Origin of the sequence: Oscillatoria sp. FACHB-1407, assembly GCF_014697545.1 — a bacterium.
Taxonomy (GTDB): domain Bacteria; phylum Cyanobacteriota; class Cyanobacteriia; order Elainellales; family Elainellaceae; genus FACHB-1407.
In genome coordinates, this window is sequence record NZ_JACJSA010000024.1 from 113,752 (window position 1) to 130,833 (window position 17,082).

The following is a 17,082-nucleotide window of genomic DNA, read 5'->3' on the forward strand; positions in this document are numbered from 1 at the left end:
TTCCCTCAACAAAAGTTTGCACCATTCTCAGAAATCTTGTTACAGTGCAGATATCGCTCCACTGTCACTAACTCCTCATGCCTAGATTTCTTGGAATCATTCCGGCTCCACCAAAACTGCAATCCCGCTCACGGGTTTACGATCTCAAAAGCCGTTTGGATTGGGGCGAACCTGCCCTGACAATCATCGATGTCCGCGATCGCACCGAGTTTAATCAGGGACACGTCATGGGTGCCATTTCGATACCTATGAAGGAATTGGTCAAGCGTGCTTTAACCACCCTGGAGCTTGACCGAGATATTTATGTGTATGGCGATACCGACGACGAAACGGCGATCGCCGCTAACTCCCTGCGCGATGCTGGATACTCCCATATCTCCGAGTTACGGGGTGGGGTCGCTGCCTGGAAAGCGGTCGGTTATCCCGTCGAGTCGGCTCTCATCTTTAGAGCCTCTTAATACAGCGGTTACTTCACTCGCCCAAAACGGCGATCGCGCTGTTGATAAGCACACAACGCTCGGTGAAACTCGGCTCGGTCAAAGTCGGGCCACATCGTGTCAGTGATGTAAATCTCTGCGTATGCCATCTGCCACAGCAGAAAGTTGCTGATCCGCATTTCGCCACTAGTGCGAATTAATAAGTCAGGATCACACACTCCACGGGTGTAAAGGTGCTGTTCAAACAGCGATTCATCGATGTCTTCGGGTTGAATCAACCCCTGCTGAACCTGAGTGGCGATCGCGCGACACGCCTGCACAATTTCCTGGCGACCCCCGTAATTTGTCGCCACTGAAAACTCAATGCCTTGATTGTGTTGAGTTTCAATCATAGAGCGTTCGATTTCTGCCCGGAGCGATGGTGGTAGTGCGCTCAAATTACCCACAAAGCGAATCCGAACATCCTCTGCCATCATCTCGCGCAACTCTTGTCGCAGCACGCGCTCGAACAAAGTCATCAAAAAGTCCACTTCTTCGAGTGGACGTCCCCAGTTCTCTGTCGAGAATGCATAGGCTGTCAAGGCTTTGATACCCCAGTCTTTACAACAGCGGAGCATGTCCTTGAGTGTGTCTACCCCCCGACGATGCCCCATAATCCGAGGCAACCCCTGTCGCTTTGCCCAGCGACCATTGCCATCCATAATCACAGCCACATGTCTTGGCAATCGTTCCCGATCTAAATCGGCAGGTAACTCTCTTAAAAGGGTGGAATTTGCTGTCATTTTTTCTCCCGAGAAGCCGACAATAAAAAGCGGACAAAACGCGAAAACAACACCGTGACTTGAGTTCTAAGCTGGCGACCCAAACTCCGTAGTTGGGGGGCAACCGCCTCTCGTTCAACAGATTGAGAAAACCGCGCCATTAATAGTTCCCTCAATTTATTGCTGGTTAGCGGTCGGTTTAAAACTCCTCGTTCGGCTAACGAAATAGACCCTGTCTCTTCGGATACAACAACGCAGATGCAGTTTTCGACTCGTTCAGTGATTCCCATAGCAGCTCGGTGGCGAGTTCCTAACTGACGAGATGCTGTCCGCTCCGAGAGTGGCAGAATCACCCCCGCAGCGACAACACGCGAAGCACGGATTAGAACCGCACCATCGTGTAACAGAGTCGTCGTTTGGAAGATGGTTTGTAGCAACTCCTTCGACACTTCTGCATTCAGTTTGACCCCTGGCACTGAAAAATCGCGTTCATCTATGGGACGGTTTGTTTCTAAAATCAGCAGTGCCCCTGTTCGGTTTTGCGATAGTTCCTTCACAGCGTCCACAATCTCATCAATGACACTATCGGGCTTCGGAATCGCCTCATGCGAGGGCTGAAAGAGTTGCAAGATCTCCCCCCGCCCTAACTGCTCCAGAAACCGACGAAACTCTGCCTGGAGGATAAATGCCATCGCCACCGCAGATCCAATCACCAGCTTTTCTAACACAAAGTTGAGCAGTTTCAGTTCAAAATAACTGCTCAACGCCGATGCCAGCATCAACAAAATTAACCCTCTGACCATCCAGAGGGTACGGCGTTCTCCAATAATGACCAGCACAATGTAGGTCAGAGCCAGAACCAACCCAACATCAATGACAGACCGTAGCAAGGACTGATCCCAGCCAAGGTTTGTCAGCCATTGCTTTAAGAGAGATGCCATCTGATTGATCTGGATGAACCATAACATCTGAAACAAAGCGAAGTTTAACAGGATGAAGGACAAAGTGAGCGCGTTAGGGTAAGAGCTAGTTTGAATGTTAGGCAGTTTGATCACGTCAGCAAGATGCCTGCATGATCGTAGCCAAATTGCCACTCCCTCCTAGTCTGATCCTTCATCCTTTATCCTTTATGCTTGTTTGATCAGTCTTTCTGGTAGACGATCTTGTCGAATTAAATCTTGATAAGTTTCCCGTTGCAAAATTAAGTTTGCCTCTCCTGCATTGACTAAAACCGCCGCTGGACGAGGTAGACGGTTGTAGTTGGATGCCATGCTGTAATTGTAGGCACCCGTTGCCATAACCACGAGGGTATCTCCTGGTTGAGTTTCAGGTAGATCAGCACTCTTAATGACAATATCGCCAGATTCACAGTGTTTTCCGGCAATTGTCACGGTTTTTGTCAACGGTTCCCGCATACGATTGGCAGCGATCGCCCGATACACAGATTGATACGTAATCGGACGGGGATTGTCCGACATACCGCCATCAACCGTAATGTAGGTGCGAATAGTCGGGATCTCCTTCTGGCTCCCTACGGTATAAGCAGTCACACAGGCAGACCCAATCAGCGATCGCCCCGGCTCTACAATCAGTTTTGGCAGAGCAATGTTTTGAGCCTTGCAAGCTTGAGCCACACCTTCACCAACCGCCTTCACCCAGGCATCAATACTGGGGGGATCATCGGATTCAGTGTAGCGGATACCCAATCCACCACCCACATCTAACTCTTGCATCGACAAGCCATAACTTGCCGCTTTACTAAGCCACTGCACCATCACCCCTGGCAGATCTGCATGAGGTTGCAACTCAAAAATTTGGGAGCCAATGTGAGCGTGTAACCCAACACAATTTAGAGCAGGTTGTTGGCTGACAAACTGAAAGACCTCATCCAGTTGGTCGGGATCAAAGCCAAATTTGCTGTCTAAATGCCCCGTACGAATGTATTCGTGGGTGTGGCACTCAATTCCTGGGGTGAGGCGCAACATAATCCTGACTGGAGTCGCCTCTTCGTGCTTGTTTAGCTCGACCAGGGTTTTTAACTCATGCCAGTTGTCTACAACGATCGTGATCCCAGAGGCAATGGCAAACTGCAACTCGTCAACTGACTTATTATTACCGTGCAAATAGAGCTTATCAGTGGCGACTCCAGCTTCTAGAGCCGTATACAGCTCACCACCAGACACAACATCAATCCCCAGATTTTCACTGGCAACCACTGCACAGACGGCCAGACAATTCCATGCTTTGGAGGCATAGATCACCAGTGACTCACCCGGATAATACTGCTTCAACGCATCGCGATACTGACGGCAAGCCGTACGCAGCGTTGCTTCATCGAGGATGTAAAGCGGTGAGCCAAATCGATTGACCAGTTCAACGACATCACATCCACCAATTTCAAGATGGTTTTGAGCGTTAACCTGAGCGGTCAGAGGAAGCAAATACTGATTAGGAGAAGGGTTGTCTGACTGAATCTGAGGAAGATACTGGACACCACAACGCTCTGCCGCTGTAGCGGGAGTTGATACCATCGTGTTCGATTTTTCCTTAAATAATGAGGAGGGCAAGTGCGGTCTATATACCTAGTGTACAATTGAGGGCTGTGCATCCCGACCGATCTCCTTAACGGTTCTGTGAATTTTCTGACACTCAAGCCACTAACAGAAGACCTCCTATCCGCCGCGATCGCTCTGGATCAGCAATGTTTTGGTGGGTTGTGGACAATAGAGGGCTATCAGCGAGAGCTAGATAGTCCTTTTAGTGATTTATTGGTGTTGCAGCGAGACAGTAGTTCGACTTCGCCCACTACACCGAAAATTCCAGAACATTATTCATCACCCCTCTACCCCTCTAACGCCTCACCTATCAACTCAGTTACCCCTTGCCCCCCGCACTCCCCACTCCCCACTCCCCACTCCCCACTCCTGGGTCTTGGTTGCCTGTGGGCAATTCTTGAAGAGGCACACATCACTATCCTGGCGATTCACCCCGATTATCAACGACAGGGGTTAGGGCAATTTTTGCTTTATCGGCTGTTAATAGCGGCATGGCAACGAAAACTAGAGTGGGTCACACTAGAAGTACGGGTTTCCAATCAGGCAGCGATCGCCCTCTATCAAAAGTTTGGGTTTGAGATAGTGGGTCAACGCCGCAATTATTACCCTGATACAGGTGAAGATGCGTTGATCTTGTGGCGCAGCGGCATTCAAAAGCCTGAATTTTGCGAGATGTTGCGAATACAGTATCAGGAGGTTTGCGATCGCCTTTTACAGTCAGGTTGGCATCTCTCTAAAGAGCTGACTGATCTCGACTTTTTCAAATTCCCCCTTGACGTAAATTCCCCTTCCTGACAAGAATTTTTTCATTGGAGGATTCCTTGATCCCCGAAAAGACTCTTGATTAAAGCCGCTCTTTCCAAACTTCGGTAATTTCTACTCCAGACCTGTTGCTTAGGTATAGCAACCGGACGATTTCCCTATGCTAGAATCAGCAGTACCGGCACGCAGCAGGTGATAGAAAACCGCCATGTTTGAACGCTTCACAGAAAAAGCCATTAAGGTGATTATGCTTGCCCAGGAAGAAGCTCGTCGCCTGGGACATAATTTTGTGGGTACAGAGCAGATCCTCCTGGGTCTGATTGGAGAAGGGACCGGCGTCGCCGCCAAAGTTCTCAAATCGATGGGTGTCAACTTAAAGGATGCCCGGATCGAGGTCGAAAAGATTATCGGTCGCGGTTCCGGATTCGTTGCTGTTGAAATCCCATTTACTCCACGAGCCAAGCGCGTTTTAGAACTGTCGCTTGAAGAAGCCCGCCAACTCGGACACAACTATATCGGTACCGAGCATCTACTGCTAGGGTTGATCCGAGAAGGAGAAGGGGTCGCTGCACGAGTGCTCGAAAATTTGGGTGTTGACCTGTCCAAGGTCCGGACTCAAGTTATTCGGATGTTGGGCGAAACTGCTGAAGTTTCCGCAGGAGGGAGCCAGGGACGGACTAAGACTCCAACCTTGGACGAGTTTGGCTCCAACTTGACGCAAATGGCGGCTGAGGGCAAGTTAGATCCAGTCGTGGGTCGTCAAAAAGAGATTGAACGGGTCATCCAAATCCTGGGTCGTCGTACTAAAAACAACCCTGTGTTAATTGGAGAACCTGGTGTCGGTAAAACGGCGATCGCCGAAGGCTTGGCACAACGCATCTCTAATAACGACGTACCCGACATTCTCGAAGAAAAACGGGTCGTCACTCTCGATATTGGTCTACTCGTTGCAGGCACAAAGTATCGGGGTGAATTTGAGGAACGCCTCAAGAAAATCATGGATGAGATCCGTCAAGCCGGAAACGTCATTCTGGTCATTGACGAGGTTCATACCCTGATTGGGGCAGGTGCGGCAGAAGGGGCGATCGATGCAGCTAACATCCTGAAGCCTGCACTGGCACGGGGTGAATTGCAATGTATCGGTGCAACCACGCTGGACGAATACCGCAAACATATTGAACGAGATGCCGCTCTGGAACGCCGCTTCCAACCTGTGATGGTCGGCGAACCAACGGTTGATGAAACCATTGAGATCTTGCGTGGCTTGCGCGAACGCTATGAGCAGCACCACAAGCTCAAGATTTCAGATGCGGCTTTAGAGGCAGCGGCTAAGCTGTCTGATCGTTACATTAGCGATCGCTACTTACCCGATAAAGCGATCGACTTGGTGGACGAGGCAGGATCTCGTGTCCGCTTAATCAACTCGCAATTGCCTCCCGCTGCTAAAGAATTGGATAAAGAATTGCGCCAAGTCCTCAAAGATAAGGACGATGCCGTTCGTTCTCAAGACTTTGACCGGGCAGCAGAACTGCGCGATCGCGAAATGGAAATCAAAGCTGAAATCCGGGCGATCGCTCAAAACCGTAAGGCTGAGAGTACAGATGGCGAAGATTATTCACCCATTGTGGATGAAGAAGATATCGCTCAAATTGTGGCATCCTGGACAGGCGTTCCAGTCAACAAGTTGACGGAATCCGAGTCTGAGAAACTGCTACATATGGAAGACACGTTGCATAATCGCTTGATTGGTCAAGATGAAGCGGTGAAAGCCGTGTCTCGCGCAATTCGTCGTGCCCGTGTCGGTCTGAAGAACCCCAACCGCCCGATCGCCAGCTTTATCTTCTCTGGTCCTACTGGGGTTGGTAAGACTGAGCTAACCAAGGCGTTGGCTTCCTACTTCTTCGGCTCCGAAGATGCCATGATCCGACTCGATATGTCGGAATACATGGAGCGTCACACCGTTTCCAAGCTGATCGGTTCGCCTCCCGGCTACGTCGGTTACAACGAGGGTGGTCAGTTGACCGAAGCCGTTCGTCGTCGCCCTTATACGGTCGTGCTGTTCGACGAAATTGAGAAAGCTCACCCTGATGTCTTCAACATGCTCCTGCAAATCCTGGAGGATGGACGTCTAACTGACGCGAAAGGTCGTACGGTGGACTTCAAGAATACCCTGCTGATCATGACCTCCAACATTGGATCGAAGGTCATTGAGAAGGGTGGTGGCGGTCTTGGCTTCGACTTTGCCTCCGAAAGTGCGGCTGATTCCCAGTACAACCGGATTCGCTCTCTGGTTAACGAAGAACTCAAGCAATACTTCCGCCCAGAGTTCCTCAACCGTCTCGACGAAATCATCGTCTTCCGTCAGTTGACCAAGGACGAGGTCAAAGAGATTTCCGACATTCTGTTGCGCGAAGTCTTTGGACGTCTCAGTGAGCAGGGCATCACGCTGGAAGTCACCGAACGGTTTAAAGACCGATTGGTGGAGGAAGGCTACAACCCGGCTTACGGTGCTCGACCCCTGCGTCGTGCCATTATGCGCTTACTCGAAGACTCCTTAGCAGAGGAGATTCTGTCAGGTCGCATTAAGGATGGCGATGTTGCAGTGGTCGATGTCAACGATGAAGGTCAGGTTAATGTCCTTCCCGGTGAAAAGCGCGAGCTATTGCCTCAAGCCGTTGAATAACTTCTAATAGATTGAAACGATTAAGCGGTGGGAGTGACTACTTCCACCGCTTTGTTTATTTCATAGCCATAGTCACCTCAATTAAGACAGAGCACTCAACAGAGGGCTATAGCAACAGTGGTTCGATTTTTGCCTGGACTTCTTTAATCACCTCATCAGGTACAGATTCAACAAAATGCACCCTACGTGCCCTCCAATCTAGACACTTAATTTGATCTGCCAAAATCACTCCTTGAGTTTCTAACCCAGATGGTAAAGGAACTTCAAATGGGTAACCTTTTCGTTGCCTCGTAACTGGCACCAACAGTGACAGGGAGCTTTTTTGGTTATAAGCGCGAGGCGACAGAACCAAAGCAGGTCGATGCCCTCGTTGCTCATGCCCTTTAGTGGGATCAAAATCTAAAAAAATAATATCCCCTCGATCAGGAATGTAAGGTGCTACCAAACTTCATTCCCCACGGCTGTACTGCTGTCAATCTCAGCATGACAATTATCGGGCGTAATTCCTTGAACTAGCTCATCTAATGAGTACCGCTTGTGACTTTTTGGTTTCACAAGCAGATTCCCATCCACCACGACGAGATCAACCTCAACCCCTTCTGCCAGTTGGATTTCCTTGGCTAACGCCTGTGGAATACGAATAGCAAGGCTATTTCCCCACTTTGCGATTGTTGCTGCCATAGCACAAGTCTCCATTCTGCTAAACAGGTATATACATAGTATATACGGTCGGTTTCACATCCGGAGATTGGGACGCAGGAGCCAAAGATTTTCAGAACCTGTTAAATCATCAACGCCTTCTTGCTGAATGCCTGCCTGATCAAATTGAGCCTGGGCAAACGAAACGGTGCCATTAGTTGTAAATTGGGTGGCGATCGCCACGCGGGTATGTCCCCCATCTGCCACTTGGGAGCCGGGGTGATCTTGTAGCAAAAAGTCACCCGGTTTCGCTTTAGCTAATAGATCGGCGATCGCCCGTTTGCTGGCTTCCCACTCCATTGAGGCTGGAGCAACTTCTGCAATCAATTGAAAATGGACTCGATTGCCAAATCGGGGAGCGTGCTTGTCGCTCCACTTAAACCACTGGTTGGCATTGGGATATTCTCCTTTGCCCTGATTGCCATAGTAAGGTGGCTCATAGCCTCCCTTGCGCAACACGTTGCCGCCAAACAGATTACATTTCCAACGATTGACCAGCAGCATAAAGGGGCGATCGACCGGAACGTTGTGATTTGGGTCTATGTTGATCCATGGCTGTGGCACTCCATAATTCAATGCCACTGACCCTGTACACAGTTCCTTAGCTGCCTGCACCAAATCCGCCGGGGAAGCCGTCATGATACCGGGAACCTGGGTATTCCGCAGGGCTTGATCAATCGCTTTTGCGGTTGCCGGGTTGACCTTACCTGTCACAGGTAGCCCATTTCGTTGTTGAAAAGCTCTGACTGCCAATGTCGTCTCATTGCCATAGACTCCATCGGCTCCGCCCTGCGGTAGCATGTAGGCGACTTGTTGGGTTCGGTTGGCGAGGGCAATTAACGCCCGTTGCACAGATCGCACCGATGCATGTCGCTGTCCGCTATCCGGCAAGATGACTTGACCTGTGAGCAACCCTTGTTCCTGCGCAAGATTGGCAATGGGGGCAGCGATCGCGGTTGAACTCCCTAAACTTTGTAGTAGCTCTCGCAACTGATTGCCTACCCCCGCTTCTAGCGTATCGGCATACTGAGTGGCGATCGTCTTTGCGTCCTCAACCGTTGCCGTACGCGATCGGATTGCCTGTCGCAGTGCCACCAGATCGGCTGCTGTAAATCGAGCATTGTTAATCAGCACTCTCGCAGGTGGACGCAAAACAGGCATACAGTAGTCTCCTAAATGAGGACGGGGCAATATCCCTACGTCGCAATCTACAGCCTTAATTCATTGGATTCCGTATAGTCCTTGTCGGAGTGATAAATCTACATGCGGGAAGTGAAGGAGTAGGAAAAGATAGGATTAATCGCGTCTCTTTACTACTCCCCACTCTCCTTCACTCTTGCCTCTGGCAAAATCAGCATTGCATCTCCAAAGGAATAGAAGCGATATTTTTGAGCGATCGCCTCTTGATACAACGCTAATAAGCGCGATCGCCCAATCAGCGCACTTACCAACATCATCAAGCTTGACTTGGGTAAGTGAAAGTTAGTGATTAGCCCATCAATGACGCGCCAGCGATAGCCCGGATAGATATATAACTCCGTTTTGCCACAATAGGGTCGCAGCGTTCCTCCTTGTGCCGCTCCTTCTAGAGCACGGGTTGCAGTCGTCCCAACTGCAATCACTCGTCCTCCATTGGCTTTAGTCTGGCAAATTTGCTCTACTACCTCTGCCGAAACATCTAACCATTCCCCATGCATTTGATGGGCCGTGATGTCTTCCACTTCCACTGGGCGAAACGTGCCGACACCCACATGGAGCGTGATGAACACCTGTTGAATTCCCCTGTCTTGCAGCCGAGCCAACAAGTCTGGAGTAAAGTGTAGCCCTGCTGTCGGAGCAGCAACTGACCCTACCTGTTCGGCATAGACGGTTTGATATTGCTCAGCAGTCGCTTGTGATTGGTTGATATAGGGTGGCAGGGGAACCTCCCCCAATTGATGAACCACCGATAACAAAGACTTGCCAGAGGGCACCTGAAAGGTCAATATCCGCCCGCCAGTTGCTTCATCTCGTGCGGTCACTGATGCAATTAACCAGGGTTCCGACCCATCGGTATCCTGCTCAGCCGTTGCGCCCCCAAACAAGATGGTTGTTCCAAGTTTCAAGCGTTTACCCGGCTTGACCAGAGCCAACCACTGCTGCGGAGCCTGCTCTTCTAACAGCAATACTTCTACTCTTGCCCCCGTCGTTGTACGACCAAAGAGACGAGCAGGAATGACCTGAGTATTGTTGAGCACTAATAGATCGCCGGGCTGGAGTAGATCGGGCAAATCCCGAAAAATGTGGTGTTGATGGCCAGCCTGCGAAGTAACAACCAATAGCCGAGAGCTATCGCGAGGAACCGCTGGATTTTGGGCAATCTGCTCAGGAGGCAATTCGTAATCATACGCATGCAGTTGTAAATCTTCCTCGTTGGAAGTTGCTCCGTAGTTACACTCCATATCTACGGTGCCTGTTGCATCAAGTTGATCCGCTGGAACATGAGAAATCACTGGATTTGAATGGATTTCTGTCATATGACATCGCCTGCTTCATGTATTAGACAATCACCCGGTTAGGTGAAAGTTGGGTGAAGTTCCCTATAACAGGTCGGGGATTCTTCCCCTATTAACATCCGTAGTTTCTCGTCAGAATAAAGATGTAGCGTTTGCTCGCGCCCTACCCGCGCCTCAAATCGATGGAATATCTTTATTACCTCGCCAATGCCAGTCTCACCTTGCGGGTTGTTGAATACCTCCACACAACTCCCTGGCTGCCACTGCGCTTTATGACCGTGATTCACCAAATTGATGGCTGGGTTGTTAAGGTTAAGCTCAATTATGCCTTGAACGCGCAGCAAGATGGTGATTTTCGTGCTTTTTTGAATGAGTTGGGCATTGCCTATGAACCCGAAATTCGAGTTCGGATGGCACTTTGGGGATTAGAAACAGGTCAATCTCCGGTGGATGTAATGCGCCGTTATCAGGTTGCCGTAGTTTCCCATGGTCATCCCGATCGCAGTGAGATTGAAGAGTTTCGTAAGCAATTCGTTCAAGGATTAGGGTATTGTCCTGAAACCCTCGCTTAGGTATTGTGCAACACTTCATCAAATTGCCTAACGCCCAAGGGTTCATGATTACAAGTCTGGGTTGATGAGATTGGGGACGTACACGTTACGTCCCTTTTTTTGCATATTTTTATTCAAATGTTTATTCAAATGCTGCTGGGATGTAGTGGTGCAAGCAGAATTGGTAGTCTCCCAAAGGCACAAACACACCTGACTCAATGGCGATCGCAGGTGGAGCTTTGATTGATGAGGGCTGGGATTGTCGGGCTAGAAGCGATCGATAGCTCACCAACGCCACATCAAACCGACAGGGACAGTCTGCCCATTCTGGGTGCTCTGTTAGAAAAAGCTGGGCAGTTTGCCAGAGTTTAGCTTGCTTTTGTGCGGTGATGGCAAGCAACCCGTTCGCATCCCAATTTTGACGACGACGGGCTTTGACCTCGACAAACACAACCGTCGGCAAATCACCGGAGTGGAATGGGGGAGATTGAGCAATGATGTCTAACTCGCCCCAACGGCAGTGCCAGCGGCGTTCTAACACGGTATAGCGGTGAGCCTCTAGCCAGAGTGCTACGAAATCTTCTGCTAGAGCACCAACGGTTAAGTTTGCTGTCATGACGATTTCTTTTAACCCGTTTGGGCGGACATCTCTACAGCCCAGAATTCCCAAATTCAAGAAGGTGGTGCGTAGTGCTGACCTGAATACGCCATAGATTTGCCAAGTTCAGAAAATGATTCATCGTTGGGGGATGGAGTTGAGTTAGGCTAAAGAGTGGTCTGTGCTACTGCGCAAAGGCTAAGCCGCTATAATCTCGAATCCTATTTTGTTTCTTGCATGAGTTTTCAATTCTGCTGGTTTCGTAGGACAAATGGGCAGGGATGGGCAGCCCGATGGCTCATTCGTCAGATTTGTCTATTTGCCATATGTCTGAGCATTGGAGGCTTCTTTGTTTTGGGAGTTCCCGCCAACGCGGAAGCCACGGATTACAATAAGCAGTTTTTAGTAGGGGCTGATTTTTCGGGGCGATCGCTCACAGATGACAGTTTTACTAAAGCCAACCTCCGCTACAGCAACTTCAGTCATTCTGACCTGCGGGGAGTCAGCTTTTTTGGGGCAAACCTGGAGGGGGCAAATCTCGAAGGAGCGACCCTGAGCTATGCCACCCTTGACTCTGCCCGTTTTGTTGAAACTAACCTCACCAATGCGGTGCTAGAAGGAGCTTTTGCCTTTAACGCCAATTTTGACGGAGCAACCATCGACGGAGCAGATTTTACCGATGTGTTGCTGCGGCAGGATGTGCAGGAACGTTTGTGTGAAATTGCTCAAGGCACCAATCCAACCACTGGACGCAACACACGCGAAACGTTGGAATGCGATTTCAATTAGAAATAGGAATTAAACTAAGTTCAATAGTTGGTAGGGGCGGGTAAAGCTATCAATCCACGCTCCTTATACCAATTCATTTTTTTAGAGCTACACCTCTGATCCCTCCCAACTTCCCCTTGGCAAGGCTACGGCGTATACAGATCTCTGCTCTTTTCCAAATTATTGGAGAACCAGGCATTGGGGAAGTTTCCCCAAACCCCTTAGCAGAAAGTGTTTGAGTTAACCCAAGAACGCGCTTCGCATCGGTTCCAAGTCCGGGTGCTACGGTTCATTACCCAAAATGACAAGGAGCTTAAACCCCTTGTCATTTTTTAGCGGTATAGTCCTAACGACTAACCCTGCTTTTCAGGCAACATGCACTTGTCACTGTCACAGCCCGCCGGTCCTTCTACGGTTGACTCACCCGAATCATAGCGAGCGAGAGCACTATAGAAGTCGTTTGTCTTTTGTCGGGTCTGGACATCGCGCTGCAACTGCACATAGGTCGTGCGGTCGATCTTCTCAAAGGGCAACCGGGGGAATGGCGCATTGAAGCGAGCTAACAATGCCGCACTAATGTAGCCCTCATCATCGGCGATCGCCTGATGAATCCGAGTTGCCAGGGGTTCAATCTCATCCTCATAGAGTTCGATAGTGGCACTGGTGTTGTGGGCGGTGTAATACTTTTGCACTTGCATGTAGAAGTCAAATTGCGCCAGAGCCGAGAACTTTTCGATCTCAATCTCATCTGCCCCAGGCAGGTTTGCCCAGGGAACTTCTACCGGGATTTCGACCAACCATTCGGTACAGCGGGGGTCAAGCGGGTCATTCAACAAATTGCCGTTTTCATCCTTGTCTGACTGAGAAGGCACGATATTGTAACCGTATTCCTGGCAAGCCAGCGCAACGGGATCATTTTTGCGGAAGGTAATTCGGCGAATAAACCGCTGTGCTTTGGGTGGGTGCCAACCTGGACTGGCTCCTGTGAGCAGGGATTTGGTGCCCGCTGGTTGGACAGTCGTGCAACGGTTAGGACGTTTGATGCCGTGGCGATCGCAATACTCCCACACGACCCGATGCACCACATCTTTCCAAAAGCTCAAGTATTGCTGCTCTCGCTGCTTAAACTCCAGACCTGTCACCGTGTCAGGACGCCCCTGTTGCCACCAACGCAACCATTCCACACCAAAGGCATTAACAAAGAAATCAAACAATCCGGTGAAGGACACACCCACAATCGGATCATCAGCACGGGATTGCTGATAGCGTGGCTCCATAAATTGGTGGTTGAGCAGCGCAGCGACTGCCAGTGCCCCGGCTGTGAACGCCTCTTCTTGCTCACGAAAATCATGGGGATTGAGTTGGTTGAGGTGAACTTCTGCCAGGTTGCAGTGGAAGTTTTCCCCAATAATTTCTCCACAAGGATTCAGACCGTAGCGTCCTTCACCCTGAGCCCGACGCTCGGCTTCACCTGCCCACTGAATCGCACCCTCACCAGAATAGTATTGCTTCTGCACTGCCTCACTGCATTCCTCTAGTGTCGGTTTGCGGTGAAACACACGGGTATGGTTTGCCATCCGCAAAGCATCCCGTTCAGGGTCAATCCGCCAATTGCCCTCGGCATCCTGCATCCACAGATTATCTTTGGCGATCGCTGCCAGTGCATCCTCACTATCAAACTGGCGCATCCCTGCACTACGACGAATATTTCCGGCAACGACGCAGGCAGCCGCTTCATCGATCAACAGGCAACACTCCACCGACGTCAACTGTCGCCCGATCGCTTTGTTGAGAATGGCAGCACACCGTTCATACAGCCCCGGCAGACGAATCGGGTTAGCAACTCCACCAAATCCCTTCAACCGTTCCCCAGCCGGACGCACATCACTGAGGTCGATCGCCACCTGCACCTCATCCTTAAACCGCTCATCGGTCGATAGCTCCAGCAAAGACTGATAAGATTTGACCCATCCCTGACGGCTATCGCCCACACGAATCGTGACTTGATTGCCCTCAACCATCACCTCAGTCAAGTCATGACGTTCGGCTACGGGTGTTGCCCCAATCTCACTCACCAGAGTAATGCTGAGGCGATTGCGAATAGCAGGTAATTGATTGATATATTTCGGTTCTAAAACGGCACCAGTGCCACATCCCATCATCGCCAAATCCATCATCAGCCCAAAAGAACGCCAATCTACGACGTTTGTGCTGGTGCAGTTGTAGGCTCCGGAAAAGTTTTCGGACTTATTGATCCAACTCGTACCCCCGACCCACAGCCAGCGACCGGAGGGTAGACTTTTTACCTGGCGTTGCATCCGGCTGATTAAAGCCGCTTCACTGGCAGTGAGTTTACCCAGTTCGATGATGCCTTGTAGGGTGCGATCGCACACTTCATCCCAGGTTTCTCGTAAACCCGCCGCTTTTTCGCCACGACGACTGTAAGTGCGATAAAAGACGGGATTAGCCGCAGGAGCAGCCTCTGGAAATGGACTCGTTTGGCGGGTGCGTTCGATGTTTTGAACCATAGGATGTCTTGCCTTGGGGTTAGTGAGGTCTGAAGGGCTTTAACCTCAGATGTAGTGCTTACAACTGGAACAGCTTCTGAAGTAAACACTATATACGCTAAATCTCAAAATGAAAAGGTGCGCTGAATCGCTTTCAGACCCAGGCTCTATCCGTCGTAGCAAGCAGAGAAAACTAACGAATCCTTGCGCGAATATCTTCAAAGCATGGGAGACACCGCCTCCTGACCAACGCTACCAACAGGATTTCGGCAGATCTAAGACCTGAAGGGTAGCCACGCCAAACCCATACAGGGTTCTGTAACGTTTTCAAGATTGATTCCTGACAGTTGAAGATACGGATGCGATCTCGTAGACCATTCCGCATGGGTCAATCATGTGTTCCCAGGAAATTCCCTACATTGGCTGTGGCGACTCCCCCAATGAAAGTTTGAGCTGCATCTGGGATGAGACGGTAGCCAGCCACGAGCCAACGGCTAGAGGAGGTGGCACCCGGCGGCTCAGGCGGTGTTGGAGGCGGCTCACCCTCGTAGGTGCCGTTGCGGAGTTGTTCCAGGACGGTGGGGGTAAAGAGGGTGGCAGGGGATTGGCCCGACCGGAGGGCATCAAGCCAGCGTTGCCGCTGAGCTTTAAATATTTCGTCATCAGTATGGTCAACTGCAAACTGAAAATCGGCGATCGCTCCTTCAATATCACCTGTCAATGCACGCGCCAGACCACGACTATCAAGGATGACCCAATCATCAGGAGCCAGATTAACGGCTTGGTTACAAACTGTGAGGATGTTAGCAGCTTGGTTGTAGGTTGCACCTGACCAGCAAATTGAGTTCCAAAAGTTAGCGTCCAACTCAACGTTGGGATATTGCTGTTGCATCTGCCGAATCTGATTCAGCGATTGTTCGATGTCTCCTTGGTCAGCTAGAGTGATCGCCCTACTAACCGCGATCGCTCTCTTAGCCTCCTCACTCAACTCAAAATTAGGGTACTGCTGCTGAAGCTGTTGAAGTTGATTCGAGGCTTCCTCAAAGTATCCCTGTTCTGCCAGGGCGATCGCCCTTCGTTGTGCAGCTTCAGCGATCGCGTTGTTATCGATTGCAACGTTGGGATACTGCTCTTGGAGTTGTTGAATTTGATTCAGGGCTTGAGAGAGATCTTCCTGCTCAATTAAGGCGATCGCCCTTCGTTGTGCAGCTTCAGCGATCGCGTTGTCATCGAGTGCGAAGTTGGGATACTGCTCTTGGAGTTGTTCGATCTGGTTCAGGGCTTGAGAGAATTCTTCCTGTTCTGCCAGGGCGATCGCTCTGAGTTGAACGGCTCGGTTCGTGGGGTTTAGCCCAGGACTGGGGTTCCATTGCTGGGCAGTCTGATAGCCCTGAATAGCATCTTCTAGATCGCCCTGGCGGGCGAGGTCATCGCTGTCGGCAACCAGAGTAGGAGCCGCCGCTTGGAGTAGATCGAAGGTGTGGCAAGCGTTCAGTGCTTGCAGGTCTTCAGGGCTGTTGATTAGATAGCTCCGCAACAAACGGCAGCCCTGCCCCAGCAGACCCTCCACATTGTCAACCGTGCCAACAGACCAGAGCTTGACACTGCCATCCTCTCCGCCCGTGGCGAGGGTTTGCCCATCCTCACTCCAGCTCACACTAAAGATACGGCCTTGCTGGGCATCGAGGGTTTTGATCAGGTCGCCGCTGCGGCTCCAGAGCTTGACACTGCCATCATATCCGCCCGTGGCGAGGGTTTGCCCATCCTCACTCCAGCTCACACTCCTGACACCGCCTTGCTGGGCATCGAGGGTTTTGATCAGGTCGCCGCTGCGGCTCCAGAGCTTGACACTGCCATCATATCCGCCCGTGGCGAGGGTTTGCCCATCCCCACTCCAGCTCACACTCCTGACACCGCCTTGCTGGGCATCGAGGGTTTTGATCAGGTCGCCGCTGCGGCTCCAGAGCTTGACACTGCCATCATCTCCGCCCGTGGCGAGGGTTTGCCCATCCCCACTCCAGCTCACACTCCAGACACTGCCTTGCTGGGCATCGAGGGTTTTGATCAGGTCGCCGCTGCGGCTCCAGAGCTTGACACTGCCATCCTCTCCGCCCATGGCGAGGGTTTGCCCATCCCCACTCCAGCTCACACTCCAGACAAGGCCCTGCTGGGCATCGAGGGTTTTGATCAGGTCGCCGCTGCGGCTCCAGAGCTTGACACTGCCATCCTCTCCGCCCGTGGCGAGGGTTTGCCCATCCTCACTCCA

At 50.9% G+C, this 17,082-nt stretch carries 14 protein-coding genes and 1 pseudogene; 5 read left to right on the plus strand and 10 right to left on the minus strand.

Features of this window, described 5'->3' with window-relative positions; all coding sequences use genetic code 11:
- Positions 1 to 77: 77 nt before the first annotated feature.
- Positions 78 to 458, plus strand: a complete 381-nt coding sequence (locus H6G89_RS28765; protein WP_190513162.1) for a rhodanese-like domain-containing protein — start codon at positions 78 to 80, stop codon at positions 456 to 458.
- An 8-nt stretch (positions 459 to 466) separates the two neighbouring features.
- Here the strand turns inward: H6G89_RS28765 and H6G89_RS28770 are convergent, their stop codons facing one another.
- From H6G89_RS28770 to lysA, 3 genes are all read right to left on the minus strand, one after another.
- Positions 467 to 1,219 (minus strand): isoprenyl transferase, encoded by a 753-nt coding sequence (locus H6G89_RS28770; RefSeq protein ID WP_190513164.1) that lies wholly within the window; start codon positions 1,217 to 1,219, stop codon positions 467 to 469.
- Complete coding sequence (cdaA, locus tag H6G89_RS28775) at positions 1,216 to 2,139, minus strand: diadenylate cyclase CdaA (RefSeq protein WP_190513166.1); 924 nt, start codon at positions 2,137 to 2,139, stop codon at positions 1,216 to 1,218. The genes H6G89_RS28770 and cdaA overlap by 4 nt, the downstream gene beginning before the upstream one ends.
- Before the next feature lie 186 nt (positions 2,140 to 2,325).
- Positions 2,326 to 3,729: a diaminopimelate decarboxylase gene (gene lysA, locus H6G89_RS28780; protein ID WP_190513168.1), complete on the minus strand. Its 1,404-nt coding sequence runs from the start codon at positions 3,727 to 3,729 to the stop codon at positions 2,326 to 2,328.
- 102 nt (positions 3,730 to 3,831) lie between these two features.
- Between lysA and rimI the strand changes: the two genes are divergently transcribed.
- Complete coding sequence (gene rimI, locus H6G89_RS28785; protein WP_190513171.1) at positions 3,832 to 4,548, plus strand: ribosomal protein S18-alanine N-acetyltransferase; 717 nt, start codon at positions 3,832 to 3,834, stop codon at positions 4,546 to 4,548.
- Positions 4,549 to 4,723: 175 nt separating this feature from the next.
- Positions 4,724 to 7,198, plus strand: a complete 2,475-nt coding sequence (locus H6G89_RS28790) for an ATP-dependent Clp protease ATP-binding subunit (RefSeq protein WP_190513172.1) — start codon at positions 4,724 to 4,726, stop codon at positions 7,196 to 7,198.
- A 106-nt stretch (positions 7,199 to 7,304) separates the two neighbouring features.
- On the opposite strand, the gene mazF is transcribed toward H6G89_RS28790, so the two are convergent.
- The 4 genes from mazF to queA form a co-directional block, all read right to left on the minus strand.
- Positions 7,305 to 7,643 (minus strand): endoribonuclease MazF, encoded by a 339-nt coding sequence (gene mazF, locus H6G89_RS28795; RefSeq protein ID WP_190513174.1) that lies wholly within the window; start codon positions 7,641 to 7,643, stop codon positions 7,305 to 7,307.
- Complete coding sequence (locus tag H6G89_RS28800; protein WP_190513175.1) at positions 7,637 to 7,879, minus strand: AbrB/MazE/SpoVT family DNA-binding domain-containing protein; 243 nt, start codon at positions 7,877 to 7,879, stop codon at positions 7,637 to 7,639. Before H6G89_RS28800 ends, mazF begins: the two co-directional genes overlap by 7 nt.
- 54 nt (positions 7,880 to 7,933) lie before the next feature.
- Positions 7,934 to 9,058, minus strand: a complete 1,125-nt coding sequence (locus H6G89_RS28805) for a peptidoglycan-binding domain-containing protein (protein ID WP_190513177.1) — start codon at positions 9,056 to 9,058, stop codon at positions 7,934 to 7,936.
- Positions 9,059 to 9,210: 152 nt separating this feature from the next.
- Entirely contained in the window at positions 9,211 to 10,338 is a 1,128-nt protein-coding gene (gene queA, locus H6G89_RS28810) for a tRNA preQ1(34) S-adenosylmethionine ribosyltransferase-isomerase QueA (protein ID WP_190513203.1), read from the minus strand.
- Between the two features lie 236 nt (positions 10,339 to 10,574).
- On the opposite strand from queA, the gene H6G89_RS28815 reads away from it, so the two are divergent.
- Positions 10,575 to 10,964, plus strand: coding sequence for a hypothetical protein (locus H6G89_RS28815; protein WP_190513179.1), 390 nt, complete (start codon positions 10,575 to 10,577; stop codon positions 10,962 to 10,964).
- Positions 10,965 to 11,085: 121 nt separating this feature from the next.
- Here H6G89_RS28815 and H6G89_RS28820 read toward each other — a convergent pair whose 3' ends face one another.
- Positions 11,086 to 11,559, minus strand: a complete 474-nt coding sequence (locus H6G89_RS28820; protein WP_190513181.1) for a YraN family protein — start codon at positions 11,557 to 11,559, stop codon at positions 11,086 to 11,088.
- A gap of 219 nt (positions 11,560 to 11,778) precedes the next feature.
- On the opposite strand from H6G89_RS28820, the gene H6G89_RS28825 reads away from it, so the two are divergent.
- Positions 11,779 to 12,330: a pentapeptide repeat-containing protein gene (locus tag H6G89_RS28825; protein WP_190513183.1), complete on the plus strand. Its 552-nt coding sequence runs from the start codon at positions 11,779 to 11,781 to the stop codon at positions 12,328 to 12,330.
- Positions 12,331 to 12,662: 332 nt separating this feature from the next.
- Here the strand turns inward: H6G89_RS28825 and nrdJ are convergent, their stop codons facing one another.
- The gene (gene nrdJ, locus H6G89_RS28830) at positions 12,663 to 14,837 is read right to left on the minus strand and encodes a ribonucleoside-triphosphate reductase, adenosylcobalamin-dependent (protein ID WP_190513185.1); all 2,175 of its coding nucleotides are present in this window, start codon (positions 14,835 to 14,837) and stop codon (positions 12,663 to 12,665) included.
- Between the two features lie 367 nt (positions 14,838 to 15,204).
- Positions 15,205 to 17,082, minus strand: a pseudogene (locus H6G89_RS28835) (hypothetical protein); the annotation flags it as partial.

Excerpts from the sequence above, each read along its gene's own strand:
- H6G89_RS28765 (WP_190513162.1), top strand. The coding sequence starts at position 78 with ATGCCTAGATTTCTTGGAATCATTCCGGCTCCACCAAAACTGCAATCC.
- H6G89_RS28770 (WP_190513164.1), bottom strand. The coding sequence starts at position 1,219 with ATGACAGCAAATTCCACCCTTTTAAGAGAGTTACCTGCCGATTTAGAT.
- cdaA (WP_190513166.1), bottom strand. The coding sequence starts at position 2,139 with ATGGCATCTCTCTTAAAGCAATGGCTGACAAACCTTGGCTGGGATCAG.
- lysA (WP_190513168.1), bottom strand. The coding sequence starts at position 3,729 with ATGGTATCAACTCCCGCTACAGCGGCAGAGCGTTGTGGTGTCCAGTAT.
- H6G89_RS28790 (WP_190513172.1), top strand. The coding sequence starts at position 4,724 with ATGTTTGAACGCTTCACAGAAAAAGCCATTAAGGTGATTATGCTTGCC.
- H6G89_RS28800 (WP_190513175.1), bottom strand. The coding sequence starts at position 7,879 with ATGGCAGCAACAATCGCAAAGTGGGGAAATAGCCTTGCTATTCGTATT.
- H6G89_RS28805 (WP_190513177.1), bottom strand. The coding sequence starts at position 9,058 with ATGCCTGTTTTGCGTCCACCTGCGAGAGTGCTGATTAACAATGCTCGA.
- queA (WP_190513203.1), bottom strand. The coding sequence starts at position 10,338 with ATGGAGTGTAACTACGGAGCAACTTCCAACGAGGAAGATTTACAACTG.
- H6G89_RS28815 (WP_190513179.1), top strand. The coding sequence starts at position 10,575 with ATGGAATATCTTTATTACCTCGCCAATGCCAGTCTCACCTTGCGGGTT.
- H6G89_RS28820 (WP_190513181.1), bottom strand. The coding sequence starts at position 11,559 with ATGACAGCAAACTTAACCGTTGGTGCTCTAGCAGAAGATTTCGTAGCA.
- H6G89_RS28825 (WP_190513183.1), top strand. The coding sequence starts at position 11,779 with ATGAGTTTTCAATTCTGCTGGTTTCGTAGGACAAATGGGCAGGGATGG.
- nrdJ (WP_190513185.1), bottom strand. The coding sequence starts at position 14,837 with ATGGTTCAAAACATCGAACGCACCCGCCAAACGAGTCCATTTCCAGAG.